Origin of the sequence: Paucibacter sediminis (genome assembly GCF_030254645.1) — a bacterium.
GTDB lineage: Bacteria > Pseudomonadota > Gammaproteobacteria > Burkholderiales > Burkholderiaceae_C > Paucibacter_B > Paucibacter_B sediminis.
In genome coordinates this window covers 640,943-655,768 of the sequence record NZ_CP116346.1, presented here as the reverse complement: position 1 = coordinate 655,768, position 14,826 = coordinate 640,943, and the positions used below count along the sequence as shown (strand labels likewise).

Annotated in this window: 10 protein-coding genes; 9 read left to right on the top strand and 1 reads right to left on the bottom strand. The window is 69.7% G+C overall.

Annotation, left to right across the window (positions count from 1 at the left end; genetic code table 11):
• The first annotated feature begins 12 nt into the window (after nucleotides 1-12).
• The 7 genes from PFX98_RS03045 to PFX98_RS03015 all read left to right on the top strand — a co-directional run bounded on the left by PFX98_RS03045 (nucleotide 13) and on the right by PFX98_RS03015 (nucleotide 11,456).
• Nucleotides 13-2,406 carry an efflux RND transporter permease subunit gene (locus tag PFX98_RS03045; RefSeq protein WP_285233699.1) on the top strand — a complete coding sequence of 798 codons (2,394 nt, stop codon included), beginning with the start codon at nucleotides 13-15 and terminating at the stop codon, nucleotides 2,404-2,406.
• A gap of 14 nt (nucleotides 2,407-2,420) precedes the next feature.
• Entirely contained in the window at nucleotides 2,421-3,398 is a 978-nt protein-coding gene (locus PFX98_RS03040; RefSeq protein WP_285233698.1) for a YCF48-related protein, read from the top strand.
• 31 nt (nucleotides 3,399-3,429) lie between these two features.
• Complete coding sequence (locus tag PFX98_RS03035; protein WP_285233697.1) at nucleotides 3,430-4,833, top strand: amidase; 1,404 nt, start codon at nucleotides 3,430-3,432, stop codon at nucleotides 4,831-4,833.
• A gap of 48 nt (nucleotides 4,834-4,881) precedes the next feature.
• Nucleotides 4,882-6,234: an APC family permease gene (locus PFX98_RS03030; protein WP_285233696.1), complete on the top strand. Its 1,353-nt coding sequence runs from the start codon at nucleotides 4,882-4,884 to the stop codon at nucleotides 6,232-6,234.
• Nucleotides 6,235-6,246: 12 nt separating this feature from the next.
• Nucleotides 6,247-7,809, top strand: coding sequence for a flavin monoamine oxidase family protein (locus tag PFX98_RS03025; protein ID WP_285233695.1), 1,563 nt, complete (start codon nucleotides 6,247-6,249; stop codon nucleotides 7,807-7,809).
• Between the two features lie 6 nt (nucleotides 7,810-7,815).
• Complete coding sequence (locus PFX98_RS03020; RefSeq protein ID WP_285233694.1) at nucleotides 7,816-9,336, top strand: aldehyde dehydrogenase family protein; 1,521 nt, start codon at nucleotides 7,816-7,818, stop codon at nucleotides 9,334-9,336.
• 692 nt (nucleotides 9,337-10,028) lie between these two features.
• Complete coding sequence (locus PFX98_RS03015; protein ID WP_285233693.1) at nucleotides 10,029-11,456, top strand: amidase; 1,428 nt, start codon at nucleotides 10,029-10,031, stop codon at nucleotides 11,454-11,456.
• Between the two features lie 3 nt (nucleotides 11,457-11,459).
• Here PFX98_RS03015 and PFX98_RS03010 read toward each other — a convergent pair whose 3' ends face one another.
• The gene (locus PFX98_RS03010; RefSeq protein ID WP_285233692.1) at nucleotides 11,460-12,134 is read right to left on the bottom strand and encodes a TetR/AcrR family transcriptional regulator; all 675 of its coding nucleotides are present in this window, start codon (nucleotides 12,132-12,134) and stop codon (nucleotides 11,460-11,462) included.
• A 53-nt stretch (nucleotides 12,135-12,187) separates the two neighbouring features.
• On the opposite strand from PFX98_RS03010, the gene PFX98_RS03005 reads away from it, so the two are divergent.
• Both PFX98_RS03005 and PFX98_RS03000 read left to right on the top strand, forming a co-directional pair.
• On the top strand, nucleotides 12,188-13,528 hold the full coding sequence (locus PFX98_RS03005; RefSeq protein ID WP_285233691.1) for a glutamine synthetase family protein: 1,341 nt from the start codon (nucleotides 12,188-12,190) through the stop codon (nucleotides 13,526-13,528).
• Between the two features lie 10 nt (nucleotides 13,529-13,538).
• Nucleotides 13,539-14,825, top strand: coding sequence for an NAD(P)/FAD-dependent oxidoreductase (locus tag PFX98_RS03000; RefSeq protein WP_285233690.1), 1,287 nt, complete (start codon nucleotides 13,539-13,541; stop codon nucleotides 14,823-14,825).
• Nucleotide 14,826: the final 1 nt, after the last annotated feature.

The window sequence follows — 14,826 nt, the reverse complement described above, 5'->3', positions numbered from 1 at the left end:
GGCATGACGGCGATGACGCAGCGTTTCCTGGATCGCCTAGAGGCCTTCTGCTTCGGGCGGCGCAAGCTGGTGATGGCGGCGCTGCTGCTGCTGACGCTGGTGATGGGCTATTTCGGCTCGCGGCTGCGCATGGAGGCCGGCTTCGAGAAGCACCTGCCCAGCAACCATCCCTATGTGGCGACCTTCCACGCCTACCGCAACGATGTGATGGGCGCGAACCGCCTCAACATCGTGGTGCGGGCGCGCCAGGGCACGATCTGGACCGCGGCGGCCTTGAGCCGGCTCTACCAGGTGACGCAGGCGGTGACCTTTCTGCCGAATGTCGAGCGGCTGGGTGTGCAGTCGCTGTGGACGCCCAACAGCTTCGTCAACGAGATCACCGAGGAGGGCTTCCGCGCCGATCCGCTCATCGACGGCAGCGTCACGCCCGAGAGCCTGGATGAGGCGAGCATCGCCAAGATCCGGGCGGCGGCGCTGCAGGGCGGCTTCGTCGGCACCCTGGTCTCGCGCGGGCAGGACAGCGCCATGATCAGCGCCGAGCTGATCGAGACCGGCGCCGACGGCCGCCAGCTCGACTACGTGGCCTACAACCGCATCCTCGAGCAGCAGCTGCGCCAGCGCTTCGAGGACCAGGATTTCGCGATCGAGATCATCGGCTTCGCCAAGCAGGTGGGCGAGATCGCCGACGCCGCCGGTTCGGTGCTGGCCTATTTCGGCCTGGCCCTGCTGCTCACCGCCGCGGCGGTCTACTGGTATTGCCGCTCGCTGTTGTTCACGCTGCTGCCCATCCTGTGCTCCTTCACCTCGCTGGTGTGGCAGTTCGGCGCGCTGCAGCTGCTGGGCTTCGGCCTGGACCCGCTGGCGGTGCTGGTGCCCTTTCTGGTGTTTGCGATCGGCGTCTCGCATGGCGTGCAGCAGATCAACTTCATCGTGCGCGAGGTCTCGCTGGGCCGGAGCTGCGAGGCCGCCTGCCGCGCCAGCCTCACGGGCCTGCTGATCCCGGGCACGCTGGCGCTGGCGACCGCCTTTGTCTCCTTCATCACGCTCTTGCTGATCCCGATCCCGATGGTGCGCGAGCTGGCGATCGCGGCCTCGCTGGGCGTGGCCTTCAAGATCGTCACCAACCTGCTGATGCTGCCGGTGGCGGCCTCCTTCTTCCGCGTCGAGCGCAGCTATGCCGATGCCGCGATGGCGCTGCGCGAGGCGCGCGCCGATTGGCTGCGCCTGCTGGCCCGCATCGCCAGGCCGCGCCATGCCGCGGTCTGCCTGGGCCTGGTCGCCGTGCTGTTCGGGCTGGCGGTGTGGCAAAGCCATGGCCGCGTGGTCGGCACGGTGGAGCCGGGCGCACCCGAGCTGCGCCCGGATGCGCGCTTCAACCGCGACGCCGTGTCGATCGCCGCCAACTACGACACCGGCCTGGACTGGCTGACCGTGATCTTCGAGGCCAGCGCGGCCCCTGGCGCTCTCGCCACCCAGGACGGCATCGGCTTCTGCGGCAACGTCAACATCGGCCTGTTCCAGGACCGCTTCGTCTGGGCCATGCAGCCGGTGCCCGGCGTGCTGTCCGTCAGCGCCTTCTCCGACCAGATGAAGCAGTACAACCTCGGCTACAACGAGGGCAACCCGAAGATGGAAGCGGTGCCCCTGGACGCCGCCAACTTCGCGGCCCTGGCCACCGAGATCGCCCGCACCCGCGGCACCATGCGCAAGGACTGCAGCATGACCGCCGTGCACCTCTACCTGACCGACCACAAGGCGGTCACCATCCAGCGCGTCATCGAGGCCGTCAAGGCCTTCGCCGCCGGCCATGCCGAGGCGGGCGTGCAGATCCGCCTGGCCTCGGGCAATGCCGGCGTGCTGGCGGCGGTGAACGAGACGCTGGAGGCCAGCGAGCTGCCGATGATGCTGTACGTCTATGCCGCCATCGTGCTGCTGGTGTTCGCGACCTACCGCGACTTCCGGGCCGTGCTGGCCTGCTGCCTGCCGCTCACCATCGGCACCTTCATCGGCTACTGGTTCATGAAGGAACTGCAGATCGGCCTCACCGTGGCCACCCTGCCGGTGATGGTGCTGGCGGTGGGTATCGGCGTCGACTACGCCTTCTACATCTACAACCGCCTGCAGCTGCATCTGGCCAGGGGCCAGTCCATCGTGCAGGCGCTCGAGCAGGCGATCCTGGAGGTCGGCACGGCCACCATCTTCACCGCCATCACGCTGGCCCTGGGCGTGGCCACCTGGTCGTTCTCGGCGCTCAAGTTCCAGGCCGATATGGGCAAGCTGCTGGCCTTCATGTTTATGGTGAATATGGTGATGGCGATGACGGCGCTGCCCGCCTTCGCGGTATGGCTGGAGCGCCTGCTGCCGCGCCGCCGGCCCGCCCGCGTGCCCGGCCTGATGCTGCATTGACGAGGCCAGCCACCATGATGAAGACACTCTGCAAACGCGCCGCCACCCTGCTACTGGGCCTGGCCCTGGCGGTCGATGGCCGTGCCGTGACCCTGCAGCCGGCCGAGCGCGTGGCACATGCGAGCCAGGCGCCCATGCTGGCGGCCGCCTGGGCGGGCGCGCAGAAAAAGCGTGCGGTGGCGGTCGGTGCGCATGGCGTGGTGCTGCTGTCGGACGACCACGGCGCCAGCTGGCGCCAGGCCCGCACCGTGCCGGTGGACGTGACGCTCACCGGCGTTGCCTTCGCCAACGAGCGCGAGGGCTGGGCGGTGGGCCATGCCGGCGTGGTGCTGCACAGCGCCGATGGCGGCGACAGCTGGACGCTGCAGCGCAGCGCGCCGCAGGAAGACCGGCCGCTGTTCGCCGTGCACTTCTTCGACCGCGAGCATGGCGTGGCCGTGGGCCTGTGGTCGCTAGTGCTGCTGACCCGCGATGGCGGCCGCCATTGGCAGGCACAGGAGCTGCCCGCACCGCCCGGTGCCAAGCGCGCCGACCTGAATCTCTACGGCCTGTTCGCGGGCCCCGACGGCACGCTCTATGCCGCGGCCGAGAAGGGCTATCTGCTGCATTCGGCCGATGGCGGCCAGCAGTGGAGCTATCTCGCCACCGGCTACCGCGGCTCCTTCTGGGCCGGCGCCGCGCTGGCGGATGGCGTGCTGCTGGCGGGCGGCCTGCGCGGCGCGCTCTACCGCAGCGCCGATGCGGGCCGCAGCTGGGGCCGCATCGAGGCCGGCACCAACACATCGATTGCGGGCCTCGTCAGGCTGGGCGAGCGCGGCGCGCTGGCCGTCAGCCAGGACGGCCAGCTGCTGCGCAGCGACGACGCCGGCGCCAGCTTCCATCCTCAGGCCCAGCCGCAGCGCCCGCGCCTGGCCGCGCTGCTCGCGGATGACGCGAACCGCGCGCCGCTGCTGTTCTCGAACCAGGGCCCCCTGCCCATCGACTCGCACTGAGTCACCCGACCCGAACTCTCTTCATCCATCCATGCCCATCCCATCCGAATCCAACGAGCTCTGCTACCTGAGCGCCAGCGCGGCGCTGCAACTGTTCCGCCAGCGCGAGCTCTCGCCGGTCGAGCTGCTGAACGCCCAGCTGGCGCAGGCGGAAAAGCTGGAGCCGCAGCTGAATGCCTTCAGCGCCCAGCGCCTGGAGCTGGCCATGCAGGCGGCACGCGAGGCCGAGCAGCGCTATGCCCGAGGCGGTGCCCCGCTGCGCGCGCTGGAAGGCATTCCGGTGGCGCTGAAGAACGAGCACACCCTGTGCGGCTGGGTCACCACCAAGGGCTCCTGGCTGCAGGGCAACCAGCCCGACACCGTCAACGCGCCGATCACCCAGCGCCTGCTCGATGCCGGCGCCGTCATCCATGCCCAGACCAATGTGCCGGAGTTCTACATGGCCGGCTTCACCCGCTCGGTGCGGCATGGCGTGACCCGCAATCCCTGGAACCTGGCGATGACCCCGGGCGGCTCCAGCGGCGGCAGCGGCGCGGCGCTGGCGGCCGGCATGACCACGCTGGCCTCGGGCTCGGACATCGGCGGTTCGATCCGCATCCCCGCCAGCTACTGCGGCGTGGTCGGGCTCAAGCCCAGCTATGGCCGGGTGCCGGTGACGCCGATCGGCTATGCCCTGCACACCATGAACCATATCGGCCCGATGGCGCGCACGGTGGCCGATTGCGCGCTGATGTTCAATGTGGTGAACGGCCCGCATCCGGCCGACCCCGCCACCGTCAGCCCCAAGCTGGAGGTGCCGCTGGCGTTCGCGCCCGTCAAGGGCCTGCGCATCGCGCTCTCCTACGACCTCAACTTCTACCGCGTGCACGAGGATGTGCGGCGCGCGCTCGAGCAGGTGGCCCAGGCCTTGCGCGAGCAGGGCGCGATCGTCGAGCCGGTGGCGCTGGACTGGGATGAGCGCGCCGCCGACGCCGTGCTGCAGCGCCTGGGCTACGAGACCGGGCGCGAGTTCGCCAGCCGCATCCTGCTGCAGGACGCGCCCACCAGCGACTACATCCGCCAGTTCGCCGCCGACGGCCTGAAGGTCAGCGGCGAGCAGTACCTGGCCACCAACGAGGTGATCGGGCGCATGTACGACTCGATGGCGCGCCTGATGGCCAGCCACGACGCGCTGATCTGCCCCACCATGGCCAGCATCGGCAGCTCGGCCGAGGGCGAGAGCGACAGCAGCGCGATCCTGCGCAGCGATGCCATGACCTATCCCTTCAATCTGCTGAGCCGGCATCCGGTGCTTAGCGTGCCCGCGGGTGTGGCCAGCAATGGCGTGCCGATCGGCGTGCAGGTGGTCGGCCGCACGCTCGACGAGGGCAGCGTGTTCCGCATCGGCGCGGCGATCGAGGCCGCCTGCTGGGCGGGCCGGCGCCCGGCACTCTGAGACGATCGCCATGCCTGCCCACCTTCATCAAACCCGAGAACTCACCCCATGAGCACCGATCAACAAGGCCAGCTCAAGCGCGCCCTGAGCTACCGCGACCTGGTCTTCTACGGCCTGGCCTATACCGCGCCGGTCACGCCGCTGACCATGGCCGGCTTTGTCTGGGAGGAGTCGCATGGCCTGATCGCGCTGGCCTTCCTGCTGGGCGCGCTGTGCGTCTACTTCACCGCCAGCAGCTATGCGGTGATGACGCGCGAGCTGCCCAGCGCCGGTTCCGTCTACGGTTTCGCCAGCCACACCATGGGGCCCTTCGCGGGCTTTCTAGCCGGCTGGATGATCCTGCTCGACTACCTGCTGGTGCCGGCCTTCATCTATGCCATGTGTGCGGTCGGCCTGGAGACGCTGATGCCGGGCGTCGGCCGTGCCGGCTGGGTGCTGATCTCGGTCGGGGTCACCGTCGTCGTCAACTGGTATGGCATCACGGTCACCTCGCGGGTCAGCATGCTGTCGGTGTTGCTGCAACTGCTGCTGGTCGGCGGCGTGACCTTGCTGGGCCTGTGGGCCTTGCAGGGCGGCCGGGGCAGCGGGGCCTTGAGCCTGGCGCCGCTGCTGCCGGCGGGACCATGGGACGGCAGCGCCGTGCTGGCCGCCACCTCGATCTGCGTGATGAGCTATCTGGGCTTCGACGCGGTGTCGACGCTGGCCGAGGAGGTCAGGGATGGCGAAACGCGCCTGGTCGGCCGGGCCATCCTGACGAACCTGGCCATCACCGGCAGCCTGTGCGTGGGGGTGTCCTGGGTGATGGGCAATCTGCTGGCCGGCTTCACGGTGCACGACCCGGCCCTGGTGATCTACGAGCTGCTGGACCAGCTGGCCGGCCCGGGGGCCGGGGTCGCGCTGGCCTGGTTCCTGACCATCGTGGTGGGCGTGCCCAATGTGCTGCCGATGCAGGTGGGCGTGGCCCGCGTGCTGTTCGCGATGGGGCGCGACCGCACCCTGCCGGCGGTGCTGGCCAAGGTGAACCGCCGCCATGGCAACCCCTGGGTGGCGATGGTCGTCTCGACCGCGGTGTCGCTGGGCATCGCGCTGGCGATGCGCAACCGCATCAGCGAGCTCGCCATCTTCATCAGCGTCGGCGCGCTGACCGGTTTCATGGCCGTGCATCTGTCGGTGCTGGTCCGTTTCGGTCGCCGGGCCGGCCGCCGCTGGTGGAGCCACCTGCTGGCACCGCTGATGGGCATCGCCGTGATCCTGACGATCCTGAGCCATCTCAGCGCCATGGCGCTGGCCGTCGGCGGCGGCTGGCTGCTGGCCGGCCTGGCCTATCGACTGCTGTCCCGGGGCGGGCCGTCCGGGATGCCCGCAGAACCTCCCTCCCAGCCCGCGCACAAAAACATTTAGGAGACAGACAAGATGGCTCGCACTCCCCTGATGAAGGTCCTGGCCGGCGTGATGGACGTGGCACGCTTGCGCAACGAACATGAACACCTGTCCAACGACGCCGCGCTGGCCCTGCTGCGCGAACGCCGCAAGCTGCTGCAGGCGGCGGGTTCGGCCGCTGCGCTGGGTTCGACGCCGCTGCTGGCGGCCGCCGCCAAGCCGCGCGGGAAGGCCGGTACCAACACCCGTACGGTGATCGTGGGCGCGGGCCTGGCCGGCCTGGCCTGTGCCTATGAGCTGAAGAAGGCCGGCGTCATCGCCACCGTCTACGAGGCCTCCGAGCGCCTGGGCGGCCGCTGCTGGTCCAACACCACGGCCTTCCCGGGCCAGGTGGCCGAGAACGGCGGCGAGCTGATCGACACCGGCCACCGCGAGCTGCGCGAGCTGGCGCGCGAACTCGATCTGGTGCTGGACGACCTGGCCGCCTACGACAGCGCGGCGGGCGGCCAGATCACCTTCTGGATCGCCGGCGCCCGCTATACCTGGGACGAGCAGGTGAACGACTTTGCCGCGGTGCAGGCGCAGTTCGACGCCGACAACCGCGCCGCGCCCTGGCCGCAGACCTATGACAACTACACGCAGCGCGGCTGGGAGCTGGACCACCTGTCGGTGACCGACTACATCGCCCGCACCATCCCCGGCGGCCTGAACTCGCGCCTCGGCCAGCTGCTCAAGCTGCTGATGGATGCCTCGGCCGGCGTGGCCGCCAGCGAGGCCAGCGCGCTGGATCTGGTGGGCTTCTTCGCGCCGCGCGGTTCGGACGAGCGTTATCACATCCGCGGCGGCAATGACCAGCTCGTCAAGGGCATGGCCCAGCGCCTGGATGCCGGCCAGATCATCAGGAGCCATGCGCTGACGAAGCTGGTGCGCAACGCCGACCAGAGCTACACGCTGAGTTTCAGCTGCGCCGGCCAGAGCGTCGAGGTGCAGGCCGACCATGTGGTGCTGGCGCTGCCCTTCTCGGTGCTGCAGAGCTCGGTGGACTATGCCCGCGCCGGCTTCGACAGCATGAAGCTCGCGACCATCCAGAACTTCCGCATGGGCATGCACACCAAGTTCCAGTTGCAGTTCAAGCGCCGCCTCTGGCGCGAGCAGGGCTACAACGGCCTGACCGACAACGATACGGGTGGCTACCAGATCAGCTGGGAGGTCACGCGGGCCCAGCCGGGCACCGAGGGCATCCTGACCAGCTTCACCGGCGACCGCGCCGCGCTGGCGATGAACGACCGCCCCATCAACCAGAAGGCCGCCGACATGCTGGACAGCCTGGAACTCGTATTCCCCGGCATCAAGCCGCTCTGGAACGGCCGCGCGCTCCTGAACTACTGGCCCGGCAATGCCTGGAGCAGGGGTGCTTACACGGCCCATCCGGTGGGCAGCTACACCGCCTATTACGGCTACCAGGGCGTGCGGCAACAGAACTGCCATTTCGCCGGCGAGCATGCCTCGCTGCTGCACTCGGGCTTCCTGAATGGTGCGGTCGAGTCCGGCCAGCGCTGCGCCCGCGAGGTGCTGATGGACCTGCGCGGAGCCTGATGAGCCATGCATAGCACCCGATTCGACCCGCAGGAACCCCAGCTCTTCCTCGATGGCGGCTATCTGCCGCCGCTCGCTGAAGCGCACAAGGCCTCCATCAACCCGGCCACGCTGGCGCCGGTCGGGCGTTATCCGATCTGCGCCGAGGCCGATGTGGCGCGCGCCGTGGCCAGCGCCCATTTGGCGCAGCGGCTGTGGAAGCGCACCGACACGCAAACCCGCGCAGGCCTGCTGCATGGCGTGGCGCAGGCGATCGAGCAATCACCGCTGCGCGACGAGCTCGCCCAGCTGCTGTGCCGCGAGATGGGCAAGCCCTATCCGGATGCGGTGGGCGAGCTCTCGATCTGCGCCTCGGTGTTCCGCTACTACGCCGAGCTGGCGCGCGACGACGGCGGCAAGGTGGCCGGCAGCAACCAGGCCGGCTCCTTCCAGTACATGCGCTACGAGCCCTATGGCGTCTCGGTGCACATCCTGCCCTTCAACTACCCCATCCTGCTGCTGTGCTGGACCGTGGCGGCCTCGCTGGCGGCCGGCAATGCCTGCATCGTCAAGCCGGCCGAGGCCACCTCGCTGTGCACGCTGCAGTTCATGCAGCACTTTGCCGGCCTGCCGGCGGGGCTGTTGGCCTGCCTGCCCGGCGATGCGCAGACGGCCCAGCTGCTGATCCAGCACCCCGGCACCCATGCGGTGGCCTTCACCGGCAGCGTGGCGGCGGCGCGCGCGGTGGGCGTGGCCTGCGCCGATCGCATGAAGCCCTGCGTGCTGGAGGCGGGCGGCAGCGATCCGATGATCATCTCGCGCCACGCCCCGATCGAGATCGCGGCGGCCGGCTGCGTCAACTCGGCCTTCCTGCTGACCGGGCAGGTGTGCACCTCGTCGGAGCGTTTCTTCGTGGTGGACGAGGTGCACGACGCCTTCGTCGCCGAGTTCGCGCGCCGCACCCGGCAGCTGCGCGTGGGCGATGGCATGGGCATGGCCGAGATCGGCCCGCTGGTGAGCCGTGCCGCGCGCGACAAGGTGGCACGCCTGGTGGCCGAGGCCGTGGCCCAGGGCGCCACCCTGGTCTGCGGCGGCCGCGTGCCGCCGCATTGCGAGCAGGCGGGCTGGTTCTACGAGCCCACCATACTCACCGGCGTCACGCCGCAGATGGGCATCATGCGCGAGGAATGCTTCGGCCCGGTGGCGGCGATCTGCCGCGTGGCCGATTTCGACGCGGCGCTGCGCCTGGCCAACGACACCGAGTTCGGCCTCGGCGCCTCGGTCTACACCACCGACCTGGCCGAGGCCATGGAGGCGGCTGAGGCCTTGGAGTCCGGCATGGTGTGGGTCAACAACCCCTTGATCGACAACGACGCGCTGCCCTTCTCGGGCGCCAAGATGTCCGGCCTCGGCTGCGAACTCGGCCGCTTCGGCCTCGACGCCTTCCGCCGCACCAAGATGGTCGTCCTCGACCACCAGCCGCGCATGCATGCATGGTGGTTGCCGCGCCCGGACTCGGCCTTCTATCCCGGCGCGACGGGCCCATGAAGTCGCTGATGCATTTGGCGCCTTGCCCGGTTCGCGCGCGCCGCGGCCCAGGCCGGCAGGCACTCGGCCCCAGAGGCGGAGGCCTTCACTGCGTTCAGGCTCCCCTCGCTGCTCGTCAAACCGGGACTCGCGCAGAACTCGCCCTCGCACCCCTGCGGGCCGTTGTCCGCCTGCGGCGGCCAACTGTGCTCGGTGCTCAGACAAGCTGCGCTCGACGCATCGCCCGGAGCGATGCGCAACCCGGTTTGGCTGCGCGGCTCGGCACCGCCAATGGGGCCTCGCACCTGCCGGCCTGGGCCGCTCGAAGCACGCTCGGAGCACGAGGGTGCGCACAAGCAGCGGTGTTGGCAAAGCCCTGGGTGGGTGGTTGCGGCGGCCCTTTTGCGCTGCCGAGGAGCACAGGACCTTGTGGCCGCGCGCGACCTCGCGCGCTTCAAGCACTGGATTGGCGCACTTTGTTTGAACGGAGCGAGCCGCAGGTGAGCGCAGAGAGTTGTGCGCCAGGCCGCAAGGGCCGAGCACCGCAGGGGAGCCCGAGCTGAGCGAGGGCCTGCGCATCCGGGCCGCAGCGGCCACCCGCCCAGGGCTTTGCCATCAGCCCGGCCCGGGTAGTTCTGAGATGCCGACTCGTGGGTTGAGAGTTCCGGCCCCACATCGGCGAAGAAACGAGCACTTCAACGAACGAGCAAACGATGAACGACAACACCTACCTTTCCGCCAGCGAGCTGCTGACGCGCTTCCGTGCCGGCAGCCTGGACCCGGCCGACTACCTCGAGACCCTGCTGGCCACGGCCAAGCGCCAGCAGGCCACGGTGAACTGCGCGGCCGGCATCTTTGCCGATGAGGCGCGCGAGCGGGCGCGCGAGTCGGGGCGGCGCTGGCGCGAGGGCAGGGCGCGTGCGCTCGAGGGCGTGCCGGTCATCATCAAGGAGGAGACGGCGGTGAAGGGCTGGCCGCGGCCGCTGGCCTCGCTGGTCTTCAAGGACAAGGTCGCGGCCGAGAACCACCCCATCGTCGACAAGCTGCTGGAGGCGGGCGCGATTCCCTACTTCCAGGCCACCAACCCCGAGTTCTGCGTGCTGGGCCATACCTGGAGCAAGCTCTACGGCGTGACCGGCAACCCCTGGTCGCTGGCGCATTCCTGCGGCGGCAGCAGCGGCGGCTCGGGCGCGGCGCTGGCCGCCGGCGTGGCGCCGCTGGCCACCGGCAGCGATATGGCGGGCTCGATCCGTATCCCCTCCTCGCTGTGCGGCGTGTACGGCTACAAGCCGCCCTTCGGCCGCCTGGCCTGCACGCCCACCGACGAGTACTTCGCCCAGGCGGTGGAGGGGCCGATGGCGCGCAGCTTCGACGATCTGGTGCTGATGCAGAACGTGCTGGCCGGCCCGCACCCCAACTCCTACACGACCCTGCCGTTCACGCCGCTGCCTACCGAGTACGGCGATCTGCAGGGCATGCGCATCGCCTACAGCCCGGCCCTGGGCCATGCGGCGCTGGCCCCGGACGTGCAGCGCAACCTGCTGCGCGCGCTGGAGGGCCTGCGCGGCCGCGGTGCGGTGGTCGAGGAGGTCGACATCCGTTGGGACCTGGAGCAGATCAACAAGGTGCTGCTGGACGGCCTGCGCGCGATCTTCGTCGATGAGTTCATGAACGACATCCCGGATGCGGATGCCGACAAACTCTGCAGTTATGTCCGGCATCTGCGCGACCAGGCCAAGGATGCGCCCGTCTCCATCATGCCCAGCGCCCTGCTGGCCCAGCAGCTGCACCGCGAGATGCAGGCCAAGGTCTGGGGCCGGGGCTATGCCGCCTTCATCTGCGCCACCCTGGTGAGCACCCAGCTGCCGGCCGACCAGGACCCGGTGGCGCAGGCGATGCTGGAGCTCGATGGCCAGCCGGTCGAGGCCTATCTGGGCTGGTGCCTGACCCCGGCCTTCAACCTGCTCAACCGCTACCCGGTGCTGGCGGCGCCGACCGGCCTGTCGGATATCGGCGTGCCCACCGGCATGCAGATCGTCGCCAACGCCTATGACGACGAGACGGTGTTCCGCGTCGCCGCCAACCATGCGCGCGCCGGCAGCTCGCGCCTGTTCGTCGATCAGTTCCCGCCGGCCTGCTGAGCCTCAGGGCTGCTTGGCGAGGGCGGCCGCGCGCGCCCGCTCGTTCATCAGCATCAGGTTGGTGGCGAGGGCGTACTGGCAGACGCGGTGGTGCTCGTCGTAGAGCGCCGCGTTGGCGGGGTCGCGCAGGATGGCCTCGATCAGCAGGTAATGGTCCAGGATGGTGAGCGCGCGCGCCATCGTCATGCACTGCGCGGCGTCCACATGGGGCACCAGGCTGGCGATGGCGTCGGCCAGCAGGCCGTTGACCTGCACGTCGATCTCGTCCTCCAGCGCCTGCAGCTCGGGCACCGAGGAGAGCACCGAGATCAGGCCGCTCACGCCGGGCACCTGCTGGTAATGCGGCTTGACCGCCTCGAACACCATGGTGAGGTAGCGCACCAGATCCTGGCAGCCGGTCTTGGCCGGATGCACCGCGGCGATCGCGTCCTTGATCTGTTCCAGCCAGCGGCTGGCCAGGGCATGGACCACCGCTTCCTTGTTGGGGAAGTACTCGTAGAGCCCGCCCACCGAGAGCCCGGCCGCGGTGGCGATGCGCTTGGTGGTGAGCTTGGCGAGGCCGCCGCGCTCGATCTCCTGGCCGGCCGCCTGCAGGATCACCTCGATGGTCTTGACGCCGCGCTCCTGTTGCGGAACGCGGCGCGTGCCGGCGGGTTTGAGGGCGCTCTTTGACGACATATGTGGCGCGGATTCTGCCATGTGCAGACCGCTTGAAAGGAAGCTGAAAGATCATGGATGAAAGACCAAGCACCACACTCAGCAGGGAACTGCTGGAACGCGAACCCTATGTGCGCTTTGCCGTCACCGACATCGACGGCGTGTGCCGCGGCAAGCACCTCAGCGGCGAGAAGATCGCCAGCATGCTGGAGACGGGCGGCAGCATCGCCAGCGCGCTGTTCGGCTGGGACATCCAGGACCGGCTCTACGAGCAGGTCTCGTTCACCGGCTTCCACACCGGCTTCCCCGACATCGGCCTCAGGCTCGACGCCAGCACCGCGCGCCGGCTGCCCTGGGACGAGGGGCGCTGGCTGATCCTCGGCGAGCATGTGAAGCCCGATGGCACGCCGCTGCCCATCTGCCCACGCCAGCTGCTCAGGAAGGTGCTGGCCAAGGCGGCAGGCATGGGCTTCACGGCGCAGATCGGCGTCGAGTTTGAGTGGTTTTTGCTGGCCGAGAGCGAGGTCTCGGTGCGCGCCAAGGGCTACCGCGGCTTGCAGACGGCCACCCAGGGCCTGACGAACTACTCGCCCCTGCGCATCGATGCCCAGCATGCCTTCGTGCGCGATCTGTTCACCCAGCTGAACGCCATCGACGTGCCGCTGGAGGCCCTGCACACCGAGGCCGGCCCCGGCAATTTCGAGGCCGCGATCCGCTACACCGAGGCGCTGCGCGCGGCCGACCGCGCGGTGCTGTTCAAGCAGGCGGTGCGCGAGATCGGGCGCCGCCACGGCCTCCTGAGCACCTTCATGGCCAAGTACTCGACGGCTTATGCCGGCTGCGGCCAGCATCTGCACCAGAGCCTGTGGCGTGATGGGCGCAACTGCTTCCACGATGCGCGCGGCGCCCACCAGATGAGCGACACGCTGCGCCACTTCATGGCCGGCCAGCTGCACGCGCTGCCGCAGCTGCTGCCCATGTACGCCCCCTTCGTGAACAGCTACAAGCGCCTGGTGGACCGCAACCTCGCGCCGGTGCGGCCGAACTGGGCGGTCGACAACCGCAATGCCTCGCTGCGCGTGATCCCCGGCAGTGCGGCATCGATGCGGCTGGAGACGCGCAGCGCCGGCGCCGATGCGAATCCCTATCTGGCCATCGCCGCCGCGCTGGCCTCGGGCCTCTACGGCATCGAGCACCGGCTGGCGCTGCCGCCGGCCGGCGACACGCCATCGCTGCCGCGCCTGCCGTCCACCCTGGCCGAGGCCACCGCGGCGATGGCGCGCTCCGAACTGGCGCGCGAGCTGCTGGGCGAGGAGTTCGTGCGCCATTTCGTCGAGACGCGCGCCTGGGAGGTGGCGCGCTTCGATGAGGCGGTGACGGACTGGGAACTCGAGCGCTATCTCGAGCTGGTCTGAGGGCGGACGCATGGACGACAGCATCCGCTCCTACTACAACGCCACCCGTAACAGCGCGCAGCGCTATCCGCGCCTGGAGGGCGAGCAGCGCGTCGACGTGGCCGTGATCGGCGGCGGCTTCACCGGCCTGGCCAGCGCCCTGGAGCTGGCCGAGCGCGGCGTCAGGGTGGCGCTGGTGGAGGCGCAGCGCATCGGCTGGGGCCAGTCGGGCCGCAACGGCGGCCAGGTGACGGGCAGCCTCTCGGGCGACGCCGCGATGCGCCGCCAGCTGGCGCGCCAGATCGGCGCCGAGGCCGCCGACGACTTCATCTGGATGCTGCGCTGGCGCGGGCACGACATCATCCGCCGCCGCATCGAGCGCTATGGCATCGCCTGCGACCTCAAGCTGGGCCATCTGCACGCCGCCTACAGCGCCGGCCATATGCGCGACATGCGCCAGGCCCATGCGGAGATGGTCGAGCGCGGCCTGGGCGCCGATGTCGAGCTGGTCGAGGCCAAGGAGATGGGGCGTTATCTCGACACACCGCTCTACCACGGCGGCATCGTCAACCGCCGCAATATGCACCTGCATCCGCTCAATCTCTGCCTGGGCGAGGCGCGCGCGCTGGCGGGCCTGGGCGGGCTGCTGTTCGAGGACTCACCGGTGCTGGAGATCGAGCACGGGCCCACGCCGTCGATACGCACGCCGCAGGGGCGCGTGGTGGCCGACCAGGTGCTGCTGGCGGGCGATGTCTACCACCGGCTGGAGCCGCGCAAGCTGGGCGGCATGATCTTCCCCGCGGCCGGCGGCATCGTCGCAACCGAGCCGCTGGGTGCGCTGGCGCGCCAGCTCAACCCGCTGGACCTGGCCGTCTACGACAGCCGCTTCGTGCTGGACTATTACCGCATGACGGCCGATGGCCGGCTGCTGTTCGGCGGCGGCGCCAACTACTCGGGCGCGGCCTCGCGCGACATCGCCGCCGAGCTGCGGCCCGCCATCGAGCGCACCTTCCCGCAGCTGCGCGGCGTGGGCATTGCCTTCCAATGGCATTGCCATATGGGCATCGTCATCAACCGCATCCCCCAGCTCGGCAAGCTCTCGCCCCGGGTCTGGTACGCGCAGGGCTATTCCGGCCATGGGCTGGCCACCTCGCACATCGTCGGCGAGGTGATGGCGGCCGCCTTGCTGGGCAGCCCGCGCGGCTTCGAGCTGTTCCAGCGCTTTCGCCACCGGCGCGTGCCGGTGGGCGACTGGCTGGGCCAGCGCATGCTGGCCCTGGGCATGTGGTACTACCTGCAGCTGGAGCGCTGGCGCTGAG

What these genes read in the sequence shown, in the direction of transcription:
- PFX98_RS03045 (WP_285233699.1), top strand. Translation starts at nt 13, where the DNA reads ATGACGCAGCGTTTCCTGGATCGCCTAGAGGCCTTCTGCTTCGGGCGG.
- PFX98_RS03040 (WP_285233698.1), top strand. Translation starts at nt 2,421, where the DNA reads ATGATGAAGACACTCTGCAAACGCGCCGCCACCCTGCTACTGGGCCTG.
- PFX98_RS03035 (WP_285233697.1), top strand. Translation starts at nt 3,430, where the DNA reads ATGCCCATCCCATCCGAATCCAACGAGCTCTGCTACCTGAGCGCCAGC.
- PFX98_RS03030 (WP_285233696.1), top strand. Translation starts at nt 4,882, where the DNA reads ATGAGCACCGATCAACAAGGCCAGCTCAAGCGCGCCCTGAGCTACCGC.
- PFX98_RS03025 (WP_285233695.1), top strand. Translation starts at nt 6,247, where the DNA reads ATGGCTCGCACTCCCCTGATGAAGGTCCTGGCCGGCGTGATGGACGTG.
- PFX98_RS03020 (WP_285233694.1), top strand. Translation starts at nt 7,816, where the DNA reads ATGCATAGCACCCGATTCGACCCGCAGGAACCCCAGCTCTTCCTCGAT.
- PFX98_RS03015 (WP_285233693.1), top strand. Translation starts at nt 10,029, where the DNA reads ATGAACGACAACACCTACCTTTCCGCCAGCGAGCTGCTGACGCGCTTC.
- PFX98_RS03010 (WP_285233692.1), bottom strand. Translation starts at nt 12,134, where the DNA reads ATGTCGTCAAAGAGCGCCCTCAAACCCGCCGGCACGCGCCGCGTTCCG.
- PFX98_RS03005 (WP_285233691.1), top strand. Translation starts at nt 12,188, where the DNA reads ATGGATGAAAGACCAAGCACCACACTCAGCAGGGAACTGCTGGAACGC.
- PFX98_RS03000 (WP_285233690.1), top strand. Translation starts at nt 13,539, where the DNA reads ATGGACGACAGCATCCGCTCCTACTACAACGCCACCCGTAACAGCGCG.